Raw genomic sequence first — 20849 nt, 5'->3', positions numbered from 1 at the left:
ACAGCATGCCGAAACTGACGGTCGACGGGATCGAGGTGGAGGTGCCCGCGGGCTCGACGGTGCTGCAGGCCTGCGAGGCCGCCGGCGCCGAGGTGCCGCGATTCTGCTACCACGACCGCCTGTCGGTGGCCGGCAACTGCCGGATGTGCTTGGTCGAGATGGAGAAGGCGCCGAAGCCGGTGGCTTCCTGCGCGTTCCCGGCCGGCGACGGCATGGTGATCCACACCAAGTCCGAGGTCGCGCGCAAGGCCCAGAAGGGCACGATGGAGTTCCTGCTGATCAACCATCCGCTCGACTGCCCGATCTGTGACCAGGGCGGCGAGTGCGACCTGCAGGACCAGGCGATGGCCTATGGCTGGCATTCCAGCCGCTACGAGGAGAACAAGCGCGCGGTCACCGACAAGGACATGGGCCCGCTGGTCAAGACCATCATGACCCGCTGCATCCACTGCACGCGCTGCGTCCGGTTCTCGACCGAGATCGCCGGCGTCACCGACATGGGGATGCTGAACCGCGGCGAGAGCGCCGAGATCACCACCTATCTCGAGAAGGCGCTGGATTCCGAGCTGTCGGCCAACGTCATCGACCTGTGCCCGGTCGGCGCGCTGACCTCCAAGCCCTACGCCTTCGTGTCGCGCCCATGGGAGCTGAAGAAGACCGAATCGGTCGACGTGATGGACGCCGTCGGATCGAACATCCGGATCGACGCCCGCGGCCGCGAGGTGATGCGGGTGCTGCCGCGGCTGCACGAGGACATCAACGAAGAGTGGATCTCCGACAAGACGCGCTACGCCTGCGACGGCCTGAAGCGCCAGCGCCTGGACCGCCCGTATGTCCGCCGGGACGGCAAGCTGCAGCCGGCGTCCTGGCCGGAGGCGTTCGCGGCGGTGGCCGGGCGGATGAAGGACCTGAAGGGCGCCGAGATGGCGGCGATCGCCGGCGACACCGTCGACGCCGAATCGATGTACGCGCTGAAGCGCCTGATGACCGCCCTCGGCTCGCCGAACATCGACTGCCGGCAGGACGGTGCGGCGGTCGGCGGCGGCCCGCGCGGCGGCTGGATCTTCAACACCACGATCGCCGGGATCGAGGAAGCCGACGCGCTGCTGCTGATCGGCACCAACCCGCGCTGGGAAGCCGCCCTGGTCAACGCCCGCATCCGCAAGCGCTGGCTGCGCGGCAACTTCCCGGTCGGGCTGATCGGCCAGCCGGTCGACCTTACCTACGACTACGACCACCTGGGCGCCGGCAGCCAGACCCTGGCCGAGGTCGCCGACGGCAGCCACCGGTTCGCCGATGTCCTCAAGTCCGCCAGGAAGCCGATGATCGTGGTCGGGACCGGCGCGCTGACCGGCGGCGACGGCGCCGCGGTGCTGGCCGCTGCCCGAGCGATCGCCGAAAGCTACGGCATGATCCAGCCGGCGACCGAGGACGAGGACGGCGAGACCGTGCCGGGCTGGAACGGCTTCAACGTGCTGCACACCGCCGCCGCCCGGGTGGCCGGCCTCGACATGGGCTTCCTGCCGGGCGAGGGCGGGGCCGACGTCGCCGGGATCCTGGCCGGTGCCAAGGCCGGCAAGATCAAGCTGGTCTACCTGCTGGCCGCCGACGAGATCGACACCGACGGGCTGGGCGACGCCTTCGTCGTGTACCAGGGCCATCACGGCGACAAGGGCGCGCATCGCGCCGACGTGGTGCTGCCGGGTGCCGCCTACACCGAGAAGGACGGCCTGTACGTCAACACCGAGGGCCGGGTGCAGGAGGGCTATGCCGCCGGCTTTCCGCTCGGCGAGGCGCGCGAGGACTGGAAGATCCTGCGGGCGCTGTCCGAGGCGGTCGGCCACAAGCTGCCGTTCGACGACCTGGAGACGCTGCGCCAGGCGCTGCGGGCGGACCACGAGACCTTCGCGGCGATCGACACCATCGAGCCGGCGGCCTGGGGCGAGTTCGGCAGGGCCGGCAAGCTCGGCGACGCGCCGTTCGCCTCGCCGATCGAGAATTTCTACATGACCGACCCGATCAGCCGGGCGTCAAAGACCATGGCCGAGTGCACGGAGGTGTTCGTACTCCGCCGCCAGCCGGCCGCAACCGGCACTCACGGCTGATCCGGCAGGGACCGGCGGGGCGAAGCAAGCATGATCTTCCTCGACACATACGTCCTCCCGACCGCGATCATCGTGGCGCAGATCCTCGCGATCGTGGTGCCGCTGCTGGTGGCGGTGGCGTATCTCACCTTCTTCGAGCGCAAGGTCATCGCGGCCATGCAGCTGCGAAAGGGCCCGAACGTGGTCGGCCCGTTCGGCCTGCTGCAGCCGTTCGCCGACGGCGTGAAGCTGCTGGCCAAGGAGACCATCCTGCCGTCCGGCGCCAACAAGGTGATCTTCCTGGCGGCGCCGATGCTGACCTTCATCCTCAGCCTGATCGCCTGGGCGGTGATCCCGTTCGACGCCGGCATGGTGCTGGCCGACATCAATGTCGGCGTGCTGTACCTGTTCGCGATCTCGTCGCTCGGGGTGTACGGCGTGATCATGGCCGGCTGGGCCTCGAACTCGAAATACGCCTTCCTGGGCGCGCTGCGCTCGGCCGCGCAGATGGTGTCCTACGAGGTCTCGATCGGCTTCGTGATCATCACGGTCCTGCTGTGCGTCGGTTCGCTCAACCTCAGCGACATCGTCGAGGCGCAGCGCACCGTCTGGTTCGCCATCCCGCTGCTGCCGATGTTCGTGGTGTTCTTCATCTCGGCCCTGGCCGAGACCAACCGGGCGCCGTTCGACCTGCCGGAAGGCGAGTCGGAGCTGGTGGCCGGCTATTTCGTCGAATACTCGTCGATGAGCTTCGCGCTGTTCTTCCTCGGCGAGTACGCGAACATGATCCTGATGAGCGGCATGACCGCCGTCCTGTTCCTGGGCGGATGGCTGCCGCCGTTCGACATCGCGCCGTTCAACTGGATTCCCGGCCCGATCTGGTTCGCCCTGAAGATCGCCTTCGTCCTGTTCTTCTTCCTGTGGGTCCGGGCGACCTTCCCGCGCTACCGCTACGACCAGCTCATGCGTCTCGGCTGGAAGGTGTTCCTGCCGCTGTCGCTGCTGTGGGTGGTGGTGACGGCCGGCGTGCTGGTGGCCTTCGACTGGGTGCCGTGAGCGGCCGAGGAGTGAGGTAACGACCATGGCTTCCGTGGGATTCCGACCCAAGAGCCTTCTGCTGGCGGAGCTGCTGTCGGGCATGAGCCTGACGCTGAAGTACTTCTTCCGGCCCAAGGTCACGATCAACTACCCCTACGAGAAGGGGCCGATCAGCCCGCGCTTCCGCGGCGAGCACGCGCTGCGCCGGTATCCGAACGGCGAGGAGCGCTGCATCGCCTGCAAGCTGTGCGAGGCGATCTGCCCGGCCCAGGCGATCACCATCGAGGCCGAGCCGCGGACCGACGGGTCGCGCCGGACCACGCGCTACGACATCGACATGACGAAGTGCATCTACTGCGGGTTCTGCCAGGAGGCCTGCCCGGTCGACGCCATCGTCGAGGGCCCGAACTTCGAGTTCGCGACCGAGACCCGCGAGGAGCTCTTCTACAACAAGGAGAAGCTGCTCGCGAACGGCGACCGCTGGGAAGTCGAGATCGCGCAGAGCCTGACGGCCGACGCACCGTATCGCTGACGGTTCGTGTCAGGGATTAAGTAAGAAGAGTAACCGGCTGCCGAACCTGGTTAATTCGGTGTCGAGACAGACCGGGCGCTGCCCGGGGAAGGAAACGGGATGGTCGTTCAGGCCCTGGTCTTCTACCTGTTCGCCGCGGTCGCGGTGGCGTCGGGCGCGATGGTGATATCGTCGCGCAACCCGGTGCATTCCGTCCTGTTCCTGATCCTGGCCTTCTTCAACGCCGCCGGGCTGTTCGTGCTCATGGGCGCCGAGTTCCTGGCGATGATCCTGGTCGTCGTCTATGTCGGCGCGGTCGCCGTGCTGTTCCTGTTCGTGGTGATGATGCTCGACATCAACTTCGTCGAGCTGCGCCAGGGTTTCATCCGCTACCTGCCGGTCGGCGCCGCCATCGGCCTCGTCCTGCTGGCGGAGCTGGTGCTGATCACCGGGGCCTGGACCTTCGCCCCGAGCGTCTCGAGCGGGTTCTCCGCGCCGATCCCGCCGGTCGGCGAGACGACCAACACCCACGCGCTCGGTGGGCTGCTGTACACCCGCTACGTCTACCTGTTCCAGGCCGCCGGCCTGATCCTGCTGATCGCGATGATCGGCGCCATCGTGCTGACCCTGCGGACCCGCGAAGGGGTGAAGCGGCAGTCGATCGAGGTCCAGAACGCGCGCCGGCCGGAGGACGTGGTGGAAGTCATGAAGGTGACCCGAGGGGGAGGGGTCTGACATGGATATCGGTCTCGGCCATTACCTGACCGTGGCGGCGATCCTGTTCACGCTCGGGATCTTCGGCATCTTCCTGAACCGCAAGAACGTCATCATCATCCTGATGTCGGTCGAGCTGATGCTGCTCGCCGTCAACATCAACCTCGTTGCGTTCTCCACCCATCTCGGCGACCTGGTCGGGCAGGTGTTCGCGCTGTTCGTGCTGACGGTGGCTGCGGCCGAGGCGGCCATCGGCCTCGCCATCCTGGTGGTCTACTTCCGCAACCGCGGTTCGATCGCGGTCGAGGACATCAACCTGATGAAGGGCTGAGGGATGTACTCCGCGATCGTCTTCCTGCCGCTGGTCGGCGCCATCATCGCCGGCTTCGGCGGCCGGATCATCGGCGACCGGGGCGCGCAGATCGTCACCTGCGGCGCCATGGTCGTCTCCGCCGTGCTCGGCGTCCTGGCGTTCTGGGAGGTCGCCATCGGCGGCCGGACCTTCACGGTCGACGTGCTGACCTGGGTGGCGTCCGGCAGCTTCGAGGCCAACTGGGCGCTGCGCTGGGACACCCTGACGGCGGTCATGGTGCTGGTAGTGACCGTGGTGTCGACCATGGTCCACATCTACTCGGTCGGCTACATGAGCCACGACCACTCGATCCCGCGGTTCATGGCGTATCTGTCGATCTTCACCTTCGCCATGCTGATGCTGGTGACCTCCGACAACCTCGTGCAGCTGTTCTTCGGCTGGGAAGGGGTCGGCGTCGCCTCCTACCTGCTGATCGGCTTCTGGCACCACAAGCCGTCGGCCAACGCGGCGGCGATCAAGGCGTTCATCGTCAACCGGGTCGGCGACTTCGGCTTCGCGCTCGGGATCTTCGGCTGCTTCCTGCTGTTCGACTCGGTCGGCTTCGACGCGATCTTCGCGGCGGCCCCGGACAAGGCCGGCACGCCGCTCGAATTCCTCGGCATGCAGGGCGACGCGCTGACGATCATCGCGATCCTGCTGTTCATCGGCGCCATGGGCAAATCGGCCCAGCTCGGCCTGCACACCTGGCTGCCGGACGCCATGGAGGGCCCGACCCCGGTGTCGGCGCTGATCCATGCCGCCACCATGGTGACCGCCGGCGTGTTCCTGGTGGCCCGGATGTCGCCGCTGTTCGAATACGCGCCGATCGCCCTGCAGGTGGTGACGGTGGTCGGTGCGGCGACCGCGTTCTTCGCGGCCACCGTCGGCATGTGCCAGAACGACATCAAGCGGGTGATCGCCTATTCGACCTGCAGCCAGCTCGGCTACATGTTCTTCGCGCTCGGGGTCTCGGCCTATCCGGCGGCGATCTTCCACCTGATGACCCACGCCTTCTTCAAGGCGCTGCTGTTCCTGTCGGCCGGCTCGGTGATCCATGCCCTGTCCGACGAGCAGGACATGCGCAACATGGGCGGCATCTGGCGCAAGATCCCGTTCACCTACGCGATGATGTGGATCGGCAGCCTGGCGCTGGCCGGCATCCCGTGGTTCGCCGGCTACTACTCCAAGGACATGATCCTGGAGGCCGCCTACGGCGCCCACAGCGGTGTCGGGCTGTTCGCCTTCTGGATGGGCATCGCCGCCGCCTTCATGACCGCGTTCTACAGCTGGCGGCTGATCATCATGACCTTCCACGGCAAGCCGCGGATGTCGGACGAGGTGCTGCACCACGTCCACGAGTCGCCGCTGGTCATGACCATCCCGCTCGGGGTGCTGGCGCTCGGCGCGGTGATCGCCGGCGGCGTCGCCTACGACCTGTTCGTCGGCCACCACATGGCCGAGTTCTGGGGCGCCTCGATCAAGATCCTCGAGGCCAACAACTCGATCGAGGCGGCGCACCACGTCCCGTTGTGGGTCAAGCTGGCCCCGCTGGTCGTCGGCGTCGCCGGGATCGGTCTCGCCTACCTGATGTACATGTTCCGGACCGAGCTGCCGGGAATGCTCGCCGCCCGGTTCCGGCCGGTCTACCTGTTCCTGCTGAACAAGTGGTACTTCGACGAGCTCTACGACTGGCTGTTCGTGAAGCGCTCCTGGCAGGCCGGCCTGGCGTTCTGGCGGGGCGGCGACCAGGGGATCATCGACGCCTACGGCCCCGACGGCATCTCCGCCGTGGCCCGGCTGGTGGCGGCGCGGGCCGGACGGCTGCAGACCGGGTACGTCTATCACTACGCATTCGCGATGCTGATCGGGGTGGTCGCCCTGGTGAGCTGGTACCTGGCCTTCGGAGCCTGACGTCATGATGAGCGACTGGCCGCTTCTCTCCCTCGTCATCTTCCTGCCGCTGGTCGGGGTGCTGTTCATCCTGGTGACCCGCGGCAGCGACCCGGCGCAGGTGGCGGCGAACTGCCGCTGGCAGGCCCTGGTGACGTCCGGCGTGGTATTCCTGATCTCGCTGCTGATCTGGGCGAACTTCGACCCGACGACCGCCGACTTCCAGATGATCGACGAGGTCGCCTGGATCCCGGGCTCGTCGATAGCCTATCGGGTCGGCGTCGACGGCATCTCGATGTGGTTCGTGCTGCTGTCGACCCTGCTGACGCCGATCTGCATCCTGGCGAGCTGGGAGGCCATCCAGACCCGGGTCAAGGAGTACATGATCGCCTTCCTGGTCCTCGAGACCCTGATGGTCGGCATGTTCTGCGCCCTCGACATCCTGGTGTTCTACGTCTTCTTCGAGGGCGTGCTGATCCCGATGTTCCTGATCATCGGGGTGTGGGGTGGCGGCCGCCGGGTCTACGCGGCGTTCAAGTTCTTCCTGTACACGCTGCTCGGCTCGGTGCTGATGCTGATCGCCATCCTGGCGATGTACTGGCAGGCCGGCACCACCGACATCCCGACCCTGATGGCGTTCAAGTTCGCGCCGGACCTGCAGACCTGGCTGTGGCTGGCGTTCTTCGCCTCGTTCGCGGTCAAGGTGCCGATGTGGCCGGTGCACACCTGGCTGCCCGACGCCCATGTGGAGGCGCCGACCGCCGGCTCGGTGATCCTGGCCGGGGTGCTGTTGAAGATGGGCGGCTACGGCTTCCTGCGGTTCTCGATCCCGATGTTCCCCGAGGCATCGGCCGACTTCGCGCCGCTGGTGTTCGCGCTCAGCGTGGTGGCGGTGATCTACACCTCGCTGGTGGCGCTGGTGCAGGAGGACATGAAGAAGCTGATCGCCTACTCCTCGGTGGCGCATATGGGCTTCGTGACCATCGGCATGTTCACCATGACCACCCAGGGCGTCGAGGGCTCGATCTTCCAGATGCTGTCGCACGGCATCGTGTCGGGCGCGCTGTTCCTGTGCGTCGGCGTGGTCTACGACCGCATGCACACCCGCGAGATAGCCGCCTATGGCGGGCTGGCCAACAACATGCCGCGCTACGCCCTGGTGTTCATGATCTTCATGATGGCCTCGGTCGGCCTGCCGGGCACCAGCGGCTTCGTCGGCGAGCTGCTGATCCTGGCCGGCGCCTTCAAGGTCAACACCTGGCTGGCGGCGCTGACCGCGACCGGCCTGATCCTGGGTGCCGCCTACATGCTGTACCTGTACCGCCGGGTGATCTTCGGAGTGCTCGACAAGGACAGCCTGAAGGCGCTGCTCGACCTCAGCCCGCGCGAGATCGCGGTGTTCGCCCCGCTGGTCGTCCTGGTGTTCTGGATGGGCATCTATCCGTCCACCTTCATCGACATGATGTCGGTCTCGGTCGACAACCTGATCACCAACTACAAGGTGGCGCTCGGCCAGGCCGGGACCACCGTGGCCGTTCGTTGACGGCGCCGGGAGACCTGTGATGACTGCGGTGACGAGCCTTCCCGACATGGCGCCGGCCACGGCCGAGATCTTCCTCGCGCTGGTCGGTGTCGCCCTGCTGATGTTCGGCGCGTTCCGGCGCTCCGGCGGCATGCGCACGCCCGGCTGGCTGGCGGTGGTCGCGCTGCTGGTCGCCGGCATCCTGGTGTTGGCGCGGGGCGGCACGGTCGAGGCGTTCTACGGCCTGTTCATCACCGACGCCTTCGCACGCTTCGCCAAGGTGCTGATCCTGCTCGGCTCGGCGTTCGCGCTGATCATGTCCTTCGGCTATTTCGACCGCGAGCGCGGCGGCCGCTTCGAATACCCGGTGCTGATCGTGTTCTCGACGCTCGGCATGATGATGATGGTCTCGGCGAACGACCTGATCGCGCTGTACATGGGGCTCGAGATGCAGAGCCTGGCGCTCTATGTCATCGCCTCGATCCGCCGCGATTCCGTGCGCTCGACCGAGGCCGGCCTGAAGTACTTCGTCCTGGGCGCGCTCAGCTCCGGCATGCTGCTGTACGGCTGCTCGCTGATCTACGGCTTCGCCGGCACCACCAGTTTCGTCGGCCTCGCCGAGGTGTTCCAGAAGGACGGCGGCTCGTCGGTCGGACTGGTGGTCGGCCTGGTGTTCCTGATCTGCGGCCTGGCGTTCAAGGTCTCGGCGGTGCCGTTCCACATGTGGACGCCCGACGTGTACGAGGGCGCACCGACCCCGGTGACCGCGCTGTTCGCCGTGGCGCCAAAGGTCGCGGCCCTGGCGCTGTTCGTGCGGGTCATGGCCGGGCCGTTCGGCGACCTGCTGGCGTCCTGGCAGCAGATCCTGATCTTCGTGTCGATCGCCTCGATGGTGCTCGGCGCCTTTGCCGCCATGGTGCAGACCAACATCAAGCGGCTGATGGCCTACAGCTCGATCGGCCACATGGGCTACGCCCTGGTCGGGGTGGCCGCAGGCAACGAGGCCGGCATCACCGGCGTGATGATCTACCTCGCCACCTACATCTTCATGAATGTCGGGACCTTCGCGATCATCCTGTCGATGCGCCGCGAGGGCAGGCTGGTCGAGAACCTGTCGGATCTCTCGGGACTGTCGAAGACGCATCCGATGATGGCGCTCGCCCTCATGGTGTTCATGTTCTCGATGGCCGGCATCCCGCCGCTCGCCGGCTTCTTCGGCAAGTGGTACGTGTTCATGGCGGCGGTCAATGCCGGGCTGTTCGGGCTGGCGGTGATCGGCGTGCTGGCCAGCGTTGTGGGCGCCTTCTACTACCTGCGCATCGTCAAGATCATGTATTTCGACGATGCCACCCAGCCGCTGGACGGCACCGTCGCCGGCGACCTGCGGGCGATCGTGTTCGGCTCCGCCGCCGTGACCCTGCTGTTCCTGCTGTTCCTGTCGCCGGTCTACGACCAGGCGCGCGCGGCCGCCGTGAGCCTGCTCGGCGCGTGAGGTCCCGGACATGACGGCGCGGCGCGCTCCCGTGGCCGGCCGACCGGTCGGCGACGCGGGGGGCGGCTGGCGGGTCGTGACCCTGGGCGACGTCGCCAGCACCATGGACGAGGCGCGCCGGCTGGCGGAGTCCGGAGCCGAGGACGGGACGGTGGTCCGGGCGCTCCGGCAGACCGGCGGCCGCGGCCGCCTCGGCCGGTCCTGGAGCTCGCCGCCCGGCAACGTCTACACGACCGTCATACTGCGCCCGGACGTCGCAACCGCCCGGGCGGCCGAGCTGTCGATCGTGGCCGCGGTGGCGACCGCCGACGCGGTCGCGTGTTTCGGCGGGACGGTGACCCTGAAGTGGCCGAACGACGTGCTGCTGGAGGGGGGAAAGATCTCCGGCATCCTGCTGGAGGCGGTCACCGAGGGCACCCGGCTTTCGGCGGTGCTGATCGGCATCGGCGTCAACGTCGCCAGCCGCCCCGATCTCCCGGATCGGCGGACGGCGCGGATCGAGACGGCGGATGCCGAAGCTGTGTTCGCGGCGTTGCTCGAGGCACTCGGCCGGCGCTACCGGCAGTGGCTGCGCGAATGCCTCGCCGGAATTCGCATGGCATGGCTGGCCCGGGGGCCTGCGATCGGCGCCCCGATCACCATCTCTCAGGGGAGCGGCTCTCAGGGGAGCGGCGCTCCGGGGACCGGCCGTCTCGACGGACGGTTCGCCGGGCTGGATCCCGACGGAACCCTGGTGCTGGCCCTTGCCGACGGCTCGACCCGCCGGGTCGCCTCGGGCGAGGTGATGCAATGAGGAGGCGGTGATGCTGCTGGTCATCGACTGCGGGAACACCAACACCGTGTTCGCGGTGTATCGCGGGGACGAGGAGGCGCCTCTGGGCGCGTGGCGGACCTCGACGGTGCCGACCCGGACCGCCGACGAATACGCGGTCTGGCTCACCCAGCTGATGGCCCTCGACGGGCTCGACACCAAGGGTATCGAGGCGGTGATCCTGGCGACGGTGGTGCCGGCCAGCCTGTTCAGCCTGCGCACCCTTTGCCGCAAGCACTTCAAGATCGACCCGATGGTGGTCGGCGAGCCCGGCGTCGAGCTCGGCATCGCGGTGCGGATCGATCGGCCGGAAGAGGTGGGCGCCGACCGCGTGGTCAACGCCGTCGCCGCGCACCGGCTCTACGGCGGGCCGCTGATCGTCGTGGACTTCGGGACCGCCACCACCTTCGACGTGGTCGACGAGGACGGCGGCTATGCCGGCGGCATCATCGCGCCGGGCATTAACCTCTCCCTCGACGCCCTGTACATGGCGGCGGCCCAGCTGCCGAAGATCGCGATCCGGCCGCCCGAGCGGCAGCCCGGCGACAACGATCCGGTCCGGGTGATCGGCAAGAACACGCGCGCGGCGATGCACTCGGGCATCTTCTGGGGCTATGTTGCGATGATCGAGGGGCTGGTGGCGCGCATCCGGGCGGAGTATGGACGGCCCATGCGGGTCGTCGGCACCGGCGGGCTGTCGGCACTGTTCGCGGAGTGGACCCCGGCGCTGGAGATCGTCGACGACGATCTCACGCTCGCCGGGCTCCGCATGATTCACAAAAGCAATTCGGGTTGACATGCTGGCGATCGACGAGCGCGACGACGACCTCTACTTCCTGCCGCTCGGCGGGTCCGACGAGATCGGGATGAACGTCAACCTGTACGGCTATGCCGGGCAGTGGCTGATGGTCGATCTCGGGATCACCTTCGCCGACGACAGCATGCCGGGCCTGGACGTGATCGTCCCGGACATCGAGCCGATCGCGAAGCACCGCGACCGTCTGGCCGGGCTGCTGCTGACCCATGGCCACGAGGACCACATCGGCGCGGTCCCGCATCTGTGGCCGCGGCTGCGCTGCCCGATCTACTGCACGCCGTTCACGGCTTCGCTGGTGCGGCGCAAGCTCGACGATGCCGGGCTGCTGGGCGAGGTCGACCTGCACGAGGTGCCGCTGGGCGCCAACTTCGTGGTCGGGCCGTTCGAGATCCAGCTGATCAACCAGACCCACTCGATTCCGGAGCCCAGCGCCGTCGTGCTCCGCTGCGGGGCAGGCACCGTCGTGCATACCGGCGACTGGAAGTTCGACCCGACGCCGTTCGTCGGCGAGCCGACCGACTTCGAGGCCCTGCGGGCCGTCGGCGACGAGGGCGTGCTGGCCCTGATCGGCGATTCCACCAACGTCTTCGAGCCGGGCAGCACCGGCTCCGAGGCCGAGGTCCGGATGGCGTTGACCGAGATCTTCGACCAGTACAACGGCCGGATCGCGGTGAGCTGCTTCGCGTCGAACGTCGCCCGGCTGGAGAGCATCGCGCTGGCGGCGGCCGCCAACGACCGCCAGACCGCGCTGATCGGGCGCTCGCTGTGGCGCATGCACGATGCCGCCCGCGAGAACGGCTACCTGGCCGACGCGCCGCGCTTCGTCTCGGAGTCCGACGCCGGCTTCTTCCCGGAGGACAAGATCGTCCTGATCTGCACCGGCAGCCAGGGCGAGCCGCGGGCGGCGCTGTCGCGCATCGCCGACGGCAGCCACCCGCACATCACCCTCGGCGAGGGCGACGTCTGCATCTACTCGTCGCGGCAGATCCCGGGCAACGAGCGGGCGATCTCCCGGGTGCAGAACAAGCTGGCGGCGCGCGGCGTCGAGATCTTCACCACCGAGGACCATCCGGGCGTCCACGTCTCCGGCCACCCGGCGCGCGACGACCTCGCCCGCATGTACCAGCTGGTCAGGCCGCGCATCGCGGTGCCGGTGCATGGCGACGCCCGGCATCTGCGCGAGCATGCCCGGCTGGCCCGCACCTGCCAGGTCCCCGAGGCCGTCGTGCCGTCCAACGGCAGCATGATCCGGCTGCGCGCCGGGGCCGCGGCCGTGGTCGGCCATATCGAAACCGGCGCCCTGACCGTCGACGGCGGGCGTCTGGTGCCGCTCGGCAGTCCGCAGATCCAGGCCCGTCGGCACATGCTCTACAACGGAGCGGCCTCGGTGACCCTGGTGCTGGACAAGGCCGGCAAGCTGCGCGCCGATCCGGTGGTCAGCTTTCACGGCGTCGCCGAGGGTGTCGACGAGGAGGACCTGGAGGACGATGCGATCGACGCCCTCCGCGAGGCCCTGGGCAAGCTCTCGGCCGCCGACCGCCGCGACGACGAGGCGGTGCGCGAGGCAGCGCGCCGCATGGTGCGGAAGATCGTCAGGGCGGACCATGGCAAGCGCCCGGTCACCGACGTGCATGTCGTTCGCCTTTGACCGTTCCGGGCGACGTCAGACCGGTCAGGGACGGACCGGGCAGCAGGAGGAGAGGGCGATGATCGGCAGACTCAACCACGTGGCCATCGCGGTTCCCGACCTGGCGGCCGCCACCGCCACCTACCGCGACACGCTCGGTGCCGCGGTGTCGCCGGCCGAGGATCTGCCGGAACACGGCGTGACCGTGGTGTTCGTCGAGCTTCCCAATACCAAGATCGAGCTTCTGCATCCGCTCGGCGACGGCTCGCCGATCGCCGGATTCCTCGCGAAGTCGCCGTCCGGCGGCATCCACCACGTGTGCTACGAGGTCGACGACATCGCGGCGGCGCGCGACCGGCTGGTGGCAGCCGGCGCCCGCGTGCTCGGCGACGGGGAGCCGAGGATCGGCGCGCATGGCAAGCCGGTGCTGTTCCTCCATCCCCGCGACTTCTGCGGCACGCTGGTCGAGCTCGAGCAGGCCTGAGGAGCGGGGACATGGACATCGCGTCGGCTGTGGTCGTCTACATCCTGCTGTGGTGGCTGGTGTTCTTCATGGCGCTGCCGGTCGGCGTGCAGGTCCCGGACGAGTCCGAGGTCGGGAAGGGCCACGCCACCAGCGCGCCGAAGCGTCCGTATCTCGGACGCAAGGCACTCGCGGCCACCGCAATCGCCGCCGTTCTCTGGGTCGGGGTATTCCTGCTGGTCGAGGGTGATTTCTACTCGTTCAGGAATGCAATCAGGAACTGGTAGTTGACCGCAAGCTGCTGCTCCAAATTTGAGCAGGTTGCTGCTCTGGGGAATGCATCAGCTTAAAGATTCATCGTAAAAAGGCATTATGCCAAAAAAGAAAGCGGCAAAAGCGCATTTGCTCTTGCCACCTCTAAACTGTACGCCTACGTTCTTTATGTTGATCGGGTGACCGATCACAAACGCCTGGTGGCGTTTCCTCCCTAAACTCGGGCCGTGCCGGCGTTGCCGGTGCGGTCTTTTTTTATTTCGAGGCGACAATACGATAACGTTCGAAGGCCGTCGACCACTTTTTCGGTCCTCGAACAATTTTTGGTCCAATGGACCCGCTTGATCGGTATCATTGTAACCCAAATCCTGCATGGGGAGGCATCAATGCTCCGGAATTGTCTCTCTTTGGCCTCAATGTTGGCGCTAATTGCCACGGGAGCACTCGCGCAAAGCGGGTCCGTTTCCGAAGTGAAGATCAAACCGGAGGATTGCCGGCGGCTGGTACAGCATCGGCCGGGCGCCGACGTCGCGTACAAACCCGGAGTCGACGTGAGCGGCAGGCCGGTCGCCCCGGCCGACCTGCCGGGCTCCGCGCGAATCACCGCCCCGGACGAGATCACCATCAACCTGACGATCGACGTGCTGCAGCAATACGGCGTGCCGGCCGACTCGCTGCTGTCGCCGAGCGGCGAGGCTTCGGTCGGCACGATCAAGTACGACATCGCCTCCGGGAAGCTGACCTACAACGGCCAGGACCTGACCGATCCCGAGCAGGCTGCGCTGGCGGCCGCCTGTTCCAGCATCAAGACGAAATAGGGCGCCCCGAGGGGCGCCCTGTCGCGCAAGCGTCATGCTCGAAGTGAAGGGCGCGAGCGGCGCCTCAGGCGCCGGTGAACGCCTGCAGCCCGGTCTGGGCGCGGCCCAGGATCAGGGCGTGGACGTCGTGCGTCCCCTCGTAGGTGTTCACCGCCTCGAGGTTCAGGACGTGGCGGATCACGTTGTACTCGTCGGAGACACCGTTGCCGCCGTGCATGTCGCGGGCGGTCCGGGCGATGTCGAGCGCCTTGCCGCAGGAGTTCCGCTTGCACAGCGAGATCGCCTCGGGCGCCGCGCGGCCCTCGTCGAGCAGCCGGCCGAGCCGCAGGCAGGCCTGCATGCCGATCGCGATCTCGGTCTGCATGTCGGCCAGCTTTTTCTGGATCAGCTGGTTGGCGGCCAGCGGACGGCCGAACTGCTTGCGGTCCATGGTGTATTGGCGGGCGGCGTGCCAGCACGCCTCGGCGGCCCCGAGGGCCCCCCAGGAGATGCCGTAGCGCGCCTTGTTCAGGCAGCCGAACGGGCCGGACAGCCCCTTGACGTTCGGCAGCAGGTTCTCCTCGGGCACGAACACGCCGTCCATGACGATCTCGCCGGTGACCGAGGCACGCAGGCTGAACTTGCCCTCGATCTTCGGGGCCGACAGGCCCTTCATCCCCTTCTCGAGCACGAAGCCGCGGATCACGCCGTCCTCGGTCTTGCCCCACACGACGAACACGTCGGCGATCGGCGAGTTGGTGATCCACATCTTGGCGCCGTTCAGCACGTAGCCGCCGTCGACCTTGGCCGCCCGGGTCTTCATGCCGCCCGGGTCGGAGCCGTGGTCCGGCTCGGTCAGGCCGAAACAGCCGACCCACTCGCCGGTCGCCAGCTTGGGCAGGTACTTGCGGCGCTGCTCCTCGGAGCCGTAGGCGTGGATCGGGTGCATCACCAGGCTGGACTGCACGCTCATCGCCGAGCGGTAGCCGGAGTCGACGCGCTCGACCTCGCGCGCGATCAGGCCGTAGCAGACATGGTTGACGCCGGCGCCGCCGTACTCCTCGCCGATGGTCGCGCCGAGGAAGCCCAGTGCCCCCATCTCGTTCATGATCTCGCGATGGAACACCTCGTTGCGGAACGCCTCCCGGACCCGCGGCAGGAGCTGTTCCTGGCAGTAGTCGCGGGCGGCGTCGCGAACCATCCGCTCGTCCTCGTCGAGCTGATCGTCGAGGAGCAGGGGGTCGTCCCAGGCGAACTCGGGACGGCTGGAGGTCTTGGCGGCGGCCTTGTCCGCCATCGCGGCCACGGGCGGGGTCATTGTTGGCTCCTCGATCCGAATGATTTCAGGCCATATATACGCCGTCGGACCGGCGGGTCCAATTGCGGGAAGGGGTCAAGATGGCCGGCGGTCGCGAAACTGGCGTGATCTTCGAGTTCATTACGGTCGGCGCCTACGTCAAAGTCAGCGCCATCGACCCCGCAACCGGCATCGAGGCGTCGATCGTCGGCGATCCGATGCGCGGCGAGAACGCGCTCAGGCAGACAGCGCTGCGGAAGCTGAAATACGTGATGGAGAAACGAAGAACGGGCGGCCGATCCTGAACCGGCCGCCCGTCATACCCTGGTTCCGGGCCCGCCGAGGCGGCCGGATGGCTGGTGCGGTCAGCCCTTGCGGCGCCCGGCACGGCCGGTGGCCTGACGACCCAGGCCGATCTTCTTGGCGAAGTCGGAGCGCTGCTGCGCGTAATTCGGGGCGACCATCGGATAGTCGGCCGGCAGCCCCCACTTCACCCGATACTCGTCCGGCGTCAGGTCGTAGGTCGTGCGCAGGTGACGCTTCAGCATCTTCAACTGCTTGCCGTCCTCGAGGCAGACGATGTAGTCGGGCGTGACCGACCTGCGGATCGGCACGGCCGGCTTCAGCGGCTCCGGCTCCGGCTCGTGCGAACCGTCGGACAGAGCCTTCAGCGCATCGTGAACCGTGTGGATCACTTCCGAGATCTGCGCCGATGCCACTGTGTTGTTCCTGAGGTAGGCGGCCACCACGGTGGTCGTCATTTCGATCACGGACTTTCCGCCGATCTCGCCCTTCGTCGCATCTTCAGTCATGAATACAACCAGCCATAGGTTAGGGACAATTATGATCTAGGTGGCACAGAGGCCACGGCAAGTCAACGTAACCGCCAAGATTTTCATCGGGAATACATGTGCTCCATTCGGCACGGTTAAGTTCAGGGGCAGCACAGATTCGCTGATCGACTTGGAAGGCGGACCCGGGCGACGGATGGCGCGATGAGCGGCAGCGTCCGAGGAACGCCACGAGTTGTGGCCAGCGGCCGGCAAATTGGCGTATATGGGGCGCGTTGGAGCAGCAGGAGCTTTGCGAGCATGAGCGACGACGTCATCGCCCTGGCGTCAGACCACGCCGGGATCGCCTTGAAGACCGCGCTCGCCGACGAGTTGAAACGGCTGGGCCACGCGGTGCTGGACCTCGGCACAGATACGAGCGCCTCCGTCGACTACCCCGACTACGGATTCCGGATGGCGGCCGCACTTGCCGACGGCCGGGCGGCACGCGGCGTGCTCGTCTGCGGCACCGGCATCGGCATCAGCATCGCGGCGAACCGGTATGCCTGGGTGCGCGCGGCGCTTTGCCACGATGTGACCAGCGCGCGCCTCTGCCGTGAGCACAACGACGCCAATGTCATCGCCTTCGGAGAGCGCCTGATCGGGATCGAGGTTGCGCGGGAGGCGCTGCACGTGTTCCTGACTACGCCATTCGCCGGCGACCGCCATGCGCGCCGCGTCGACAAGCTGGGCGCGCCGCCGCAGGCGCCGAGCGTCTCCTGAACCGACCCCGACCGAGCGAGGCCCGCTACCGATGACCACTGCCGCCATGCCCCATACCGACGCCTCGGCCTTTTTTGGCGCTCGCCTGAGCACGGCCGATCCCGAACTGCTGGAGGCTCTGACCGGCGAACTGCACCGCCAGCAGTCGCAGATCGAGCTGATCGCCTCCGAGAATATCGTCTCCCGCGCGGTGCTCGAAGCCCAGGGCTCGGTCCTCACGAACAAATATGCCGAGGGCTATCCGGGCCGCCGCTACTACGGCGGCTGCGAGTATGTCGACGTTGCCGAGCGCCTGGCCATCGAGCGGGCGACCAGACTGTTCGACTGCGCCTACGCCAACGTGCAGCCGCATTCCGGCGCCCAGGCCAACCAGGCGGTGTTCATGGCGCTGCTGAAGCCGGGCGACACCATCCTCGGGATGTCGCTCGACGCCGGCGGCCACCTGACCCACGGGGCGGCGCCGAACCAGTCGGGCAAGTGGTTCAAGGCGATCGGCTACGGCGTCAACGAAGGCGACGGCCGGATCGACTACGACCAGGTCGAGGCCCTGGCGAAGGAGCACCGGCCGCAGATCATCATCGCCGGCGGCTCGGCCTATTCGCGGATCATCGACTTCGAGCGGTTCCGGGCGATCGCCGATTCCGTCGAGGCCTACCTCATGGTCGACATGGCGCATTTCGCCGGGCTGGTGGCAGGGGGGGCCTACCCGAGCCCGCTGCCGCATGCCCATGTGGTGACGACCACCACGCACAAGACCCTGCGCGGCCCGCGCGGCGGCATGGTGCTGTCGACCGACGCCGATCTCGGCAAGAAGATCAATTCCGCCGTGTTCCCCGGCCTGCAGGGCGGCCCGCTGATGCATGTGATCGCCGCCAAGGCGGTGGCCTTCGGCGAGGCGCTGCGCCCCGAGTTCCGCGCCTATGCCCGGGCCGTCGTGGACAACGCCAAGGCGCTCGCAGCGACCCTCGAGGAGCGCGGCCTGGCCATCATCTCCGGGGGCACCGACAGCCACCTGATGCTGGTCGACCTGCGGCCGAAGAGCCTCAAGGGCCGCGATACCGAGATCGCCCTCGAGCGGGCCGGCATCACCTGCAACAAGAACGGCGTGCCGTTCGATCCTGAGAAGCCGGCGATTACGTCGGGCATCCGGCTCGGCACGCCGGCCGGCACCACCCGCGGATTCGGGGTCGCCGAGTTCCGGCTGATCGGGGCGCTGATCGGCGACGTGATGGACGCTCTGGCCCGCAACCCCGAGGGCGACGCCCAGGTCGAGCAGGCCGTCCGGGGGCGGGTCGAGGAATTGTGCCGGCGGTTCCCGATCTATCCGGATCTCGGCTGACCGGCCGAAGCTGCGACACAGGGGCGAGGGGAGGCCAGACGCATGCGCTGTCCGTTCTGCGGGAACGACGACACCCAGGTTAAGGACTCACGTCCGACCGAGGACAACACCGCCATCCGCCGGCGCCGGTTCTGCCCGGCGTGCGGCGCCCGCTTCACCACCTTCGAGCGGGTCCAGCTGCGCGAGCTGACGGTGATGAAGAAGACCGGCAAGCGCGTGCCTTTCGACCGCGACAAGCTGGCCCGCTCGATCCAGATCGCGCTGCGCAAGCGGCCGATCGATCCCGAGCGCATCGAGCGCCTGACCACCGGCATCGTGCGCCGGCTGGAAAGCATGGGCGAGAGTGAGATCCCGTCCGACGTGATCGGCGAGATGGTCATGGACGCGCTCGCCAACGTCGACCAGGTCGCCTATGTCCGGTTCGCCTCGGTCTACAAGAACTTCCGCGAGGCCAAGGATTTCGAGAACTTCGTCGAGAACATCCAGACCGGCGGCGATCTCGACCGCGACTGACCGCGAGGAGGACCGCGCCGTGCCGGACCCGGCCGACGATCGTCGGTGGATGGCGGTGGCCCTGCGGCTGGCACGGGCGGCGATCGGCGATACCGCCGAGAACCCGCCGGTCGGCTGCGTGCTGGTCCGCGACGGCCGTGTGGTCGGTCGCGGCCGCACCGCCGCCGGCGGCCGTCCGCATGCCGAGGCGGCGGCGCTGGCCCAGGCCGGCACCGCGGCCCGCGGCGCGACCGCCTACGTCACCCTGGAGCCCTGCGCCCACCACGGCCGCACGCCGCCCTGCGCCGAGGCCCTCGCGGCAGCCGGCGTGACCCGGGTGGTCGCGGCCGTCCGAGATCCCGATCCGCGGGTCGACGGCGGTGGCTTCGAGACCCTCCGGCGCGCCGGCATCGCCGTCGATGTCGGGATCGGGGCCGGGCCGGCGACCGCGATCGCGGCCGGGTTCCTGGCCAGGGTGTCCGCCGGCCGGCCGCATGTGACCCTCAAGCTCGCGACCTCGCTGGACGGCCGGATCGCCACCGCCGCCGGTGCCAGCCGCTGGATCACCGGGCCGGCGGCGCGGGCGCATGCCCATGCCATGCGGGCACGCCACGATGCCATCCTGGTCGGCATCGGCACCGCCCTGGCGGACGATCCCTCGCTGACCTGCCGGGCGCCCGGCCTCGAGAACCGCTCGCCGGTCCGCGTCGTACTGGACGGCCTTCTGCGGCTGCCGGCGACCTCGGCGCTCGCCCGCACCGCCGGGTCGGTCCCGACCTGGGTGGTGACCGGCACCGGTCATTCCGGATCGCCCGCGGCGCTCGAAGACCTCGGTGTGACGGTGATCGAGGCCGAGCCCGACGAGGCCGGCCGGCCTTCGGTCGCGGCCGCGCTGGTGGCGCTCGCCGGCCGCGGGATCGGCCGGCTGCTGGTCGAGGGCGGGGCCGCTGTGGCGCGATCCTTCGTCGCCGCCGACCTGGTCGACGAGATCGCCTGGTATCGCGCCCCGATGCTGCTGGGCGGGGACGGCCGGGCGGCGGTCGACCCGCTGGCGGTCGCGGCCCCGGACACCGCGCCGCGGTTCGCGCGCGTCGATTGCGCGGCATTCGGGGAGGATGTGCTGGAAACCTACCGCCGACGGACCTAAGTTCCGGCGCATGTTCACCGGCATCGTCACCGACGTCGGCCGCGTCCGTTCGATCGAGCGTCGCGGCGACACCCGCATCGAGATCGCCACCGCCTACGACATGGGCGGGGTGGCGATCGGCGCGTCGATCTGCTGCGGCGGCGCCTGCATGACCGTGATCGAGAAGGCCGGCGACGGATCGGGCGGCTGGTTCGCCTTCGAGGTCTCGGACGAGAGCCTGTCGCGCACCTCGATCGGCACCTGGACGGCCGGCACCGAGGTCAACCTGGAGCGCTCCCTGCGGATGGGCGACGAGATGGGCGGGCACGTCGTGACCGGCCATGTCGACGGACTGGCGGTCCTTGAGAACGTCGAGCCGGTGGGCGACAGCCACCGCATCCGGGTGCTGGCGCCGGACGGCCTGGAGGGTCTGGTGGCCGAGAAGGGGTCGGTCGCGCTGGACGGGGTGTCGCTGACCGTGAACGGCGTCCAGGGCCGGCGGTTCTGGATCAACCTGATCCCGCACACCTGGGCACATACGACGTTCCGCAACCGCCGTTCCGGCGACGTTTTGAATATGGAAGTGGACCCGCTCGCAAGGTACGTTGCGCGCCTCCTTTCGACCAACGCCGCCCCCGGCGGCAGGTGATC

At 68.1% G+C, this 20849-nt stretch carries 22 protein-coding genes; 20 read left to right on the top strand and 2 right to left on the bottom strand.

Features of this window, described 5'->3' with window-relative positions:
- The first annotated feature begins 5 nt into the window (after positions 1 to 5).
- From nuoG to RIC31_RS24535, 14 genes are all read left to right on the top strand, one after another.
- Positions 6 to 2105 (top strand): NADH-quinone oxidoreductase subunit NuoG, encoded by a 2100-nt coding sequence (nuoG, locus tag RIC31_RS24600; RefSeq protein ID WP_350114456.1) that lies wholly within the window; start codon positions 6 to 8, stop codon positions 2103 to 2105.
- Between the two features lie 30 nt (positions 2106 to 2135).
- Complete coding sequence (gene nuoH / locus RIC31_RS24595) at positions 2136 to 3140, top strand: NADH-quinone oxidoreductase subunit NuoH (RefSeq protein ID WP_350114454.1); 1005 nt, start codon at positions 2136 to 2138, stop codon at positions 3138 to 3140.
- Between the two features lie 25 nt (positions 3141 to 3165).
- Positions 3166 to 3654 (top strand): NADH-quinone oxidoreductase subunit NuoI, encoded by a 489-nt coding sequence (gene nuoI, locus RIC31_RS24590; protein ID WP_350114452.1) that lies wholly within the window; start codon positions 3166 to 3168, stop codon positions 3652 to 3654.
- Between the two features lie 99 nt (positions 3655 to 3753).
- Positions 3754 to 4368, top strand: coding sequence for an NADH-quinone oxidoreductase subunit J (locus RIC31_RS24585; RefSeq protein ID WP_350114450.1), 615 nt, complete (start codon positions 3754 to 3756; stop codon positions 4366 to 4368).
- 1 nt (position 4369) lies between these two features.
- Entirely contained in the window at positions 4370 to 4678 is a 309-nt protein-coding gene (nuoK, locus tag RIC31_RS24580; RefSeq protein ID WP_350114447.1) for an NADH-quinone oxidoreductase subunit NuoK, read from the top strand.
- A 3-nt stretch (positions 4679 to 4681) separates the two neighbouring features.
- A complete protein-coding gene (gene nuoL / locus RIC31_RS24575) occupies positions 4682 to 6610 on the top strand; it encodes an NADH-quinone oxidoreductase subunit L (RefSeq protein WP_350114444.1) in 1929 nt (642 codons plus the stop codon).
- Positions 6611 to 6617: 7 nt separating this feature from the next.
- Positions 6618 to 8132, top strand: coding sequence for an NADH-quinone oxidoreductase subunit M (locus RIC31_RS24570; RefSeq protein ID WP_350115222.1), 1515 nt, complete (start codon positions 6618 to 6620; stop codon positions 8130 to 8132).
- A 19-nt stretch (positions 8133 to 8151) separates the two neighbouring features.
- Complete coding sequence (gene nuoN / locus RIC31_RS24565; RefSeq protein ID WP_350114441.1) at positions 8152 to 9603, top strand: NADH-quinone oxidoreductase subunit NuoN; 1452 nt, start codon at positions 8152 to 8154, stop codon at positions 9601 to 9603.
- 31 nt (positions 9604 to 9634) lie between these two features.
- A complete protein-coding gene (locus RIC31_RS24560) occupies positions 9635 to 10396 on the top strand; it encodes a biotin--[acetyl-CoA-carboxylase] ligase (protein WP_350114438.1) in 762 nt (253 codons plus the stop codon).
- A 10-nt stretch (positions 10397 to 10406) separates the two neighbouring features.
- Entirely contained in the window at positions 10407 to 11210 is an 804-nt protein-coding gene (locus tag RIC31_RS24555; protein ID WP_350114435.1) for a type III pantothenate kinase, read from the top strand.
- 1 nt (position 11211) lies between these two features.
- Positions 11212 to 12879 (top strand): ribonuclease J, encoded by a 1668-nt coding sequence (locus tag RIC31_RS24550; protein WP_350114432.1) that lies wholly within the window; start codon positions 11212 to 11214, stop codon positions 12877 to 12879.
- 58 nt (positions 12880 to 12937) lie between these two features.
- Positions 12938 to 13342, top strand: a complete 405-nt coding sequence (mce, locus tag RIC31_RS24545; RefSeq protein WP_350114429.1) for a methylmalonyl-CoA epimerase — start codon at positions 12938 to 12940, stop codon at positions 13340 to 13342.
- Between the two features lie 11 nt (positions 13343 to 13353).
- Entirely contained in the window at positions 13354 to 13608 is a 255-nt protein-coding gene (locus tag RIC31_RS24540; protein ID WP_350114426.1) for a DUF1467 family protein, read from the top strand.
- Between the two features lie 537 nt (positions 13609 to 14145).
- On the top strand, positions 14146 to 14412 hold the full coding sequence (locus RIC31_RS24535; RefSeq protein WP_350114424.1) for a hypothetical protein: 267 nt from the start codon (positions 14146 to 14148) through the stop codon (positions 14410 to 14412).
- A 64-nt stretch (positions 14413 to 14476) separates the two neighbouring features.
- Here the strand turns inward: RIC31_RS24535 and RIC31_RS24530 are convergent, their stop codons facing one another.
- Complete coding sequence (locus RIC31_RS24530) at positions 14477 to 15688, bottom strand: acyl-CoA dehydrogenase (protein ID WP_350115219.1); 1212 nt, start codon at positions 15686 to 15688, stop codon at positions 14477 to 14479.
- A 101-nt stretch (positions 15689 to 15789) separates the two neighbouring features.
- On the opposite strand from RIC31_RS24530, the gene RIC31_RS24525 reads away from it, so the two are divergent.
- Complete coding sequence (locus tag RIC31_RS24525; RefSeq protein ID WP_350114421.1) at positions 15790 to 15993, top strand: DUF6898 family protein; 204 nt, start codon at positions 15790 to 15792, stop codon at positions 15991 to 15993.
- 60 nt (positions 15994 to 16053) lie between these two features.
- Here RIC31_RS24525 and RIC31_RS24520 read toward each other — a convergent pair whose 3' ends face one another.
- Positions 16054 to 16500, bottom strand: a complete 447-nt coding sequence (locus tag RIC31_RS24520; RefSeq protein WP_350114418.1) for a Ros/MucR family transcriptional regulator — start codon at positions 16498 to 16500, stop codon at positions 16054 to 16056.
- A gap of 279 nt (positions 16501 to 16779) precedes the next feature.
- Between RIC31_RS24520 and rpiB the strand changes: the two genes are divergently transcribed.
- From rpiB to RIC31_RS24495, 5 genes are read left to right on the top strand one after another with little or no spacing between them, the layout of a single operon-like run.
- Complete coding sequence (rpiB, locus tag RIC31_RS24515) at positions 16780 to 17241, top strand: ribose 5-phosphate isomerase B (RefSeq protein WP_350114415.1); 462 nt, start codon at positions 16780 to 16782, stop codon at positions 17239 to 17241.
- Positions 17242 to 17287: 46 nt separating this feature from the next.
- Complete coding sequence (glyA, locus tag RIC31_RS24510; protein ID WP_350115216.1) at positions 17288 to 18580, top strand: serine hydroxymethyltransferase; 1293 nt, start codon at positions 17288 to 17290, stop codon at positions 18578 to 18580.
- Positions 18581 to 18622: 42 nt separating this feature from the next.
- Positions 18623 to 19093 carry a transcriptional regulator NrdR gene (nrdR, locus tag RIC31_RS24505; protein WP_350114412.1) on the top strand — a complete coding sequence of 157 codons (471 nt, stop codon included), beginning with the start codon at positions 18623 to 18625 and terminating at the stop codon, positions 19091 to 19093.
- 19 nt (positions 19094 to 19112) lie between these two features.
- Positions 19113 to 20219 (top strand): bifunctional diaminohydroxyphosphoribosylaminopyrimidine deaminase/5-amino-6-(5-phosphoribosylamino)uracil reductase RibD, encoded by a 1107-nt coding sequence (gene ribD, locus RIC31_RS24500; protein ID WP_350114409.1) that lies wholly within the window; start codon positions 19113 to 19115, stop codon positions 20217 to 20219.
- Between the two features lie 10 nt (positions 20220 to 20229).
- The gene (locus RIC31_RS24495; RefSeq protein WP_350114406.1) at positions 20230 to 20847 is read left to right on the top strand and encodes a riboflavin synthase; all 618 of its coding nucleotides are present in this window, start codon (positions 20230 to 20232) and stop codon (positions 20845 to 20847) included.
- Positions 20848 to 20849 lie beyond the last annotated feature (2 nt).

The sequence above is a fragment of the Thalassobaculum sp. genome (genome assembly GCF_040219615.1).
In the GTDB taxonomy this organism is placed as follows: domain Bacteria; phylum Pseudomonadota; class Alphaproteobacteria; order Thalassobaculales; family Thalassobaculaceae; genus Thalassobaculum_A.
This window is presented reverse-complemented; position numbering and strand designations above follow the sequence as displayed.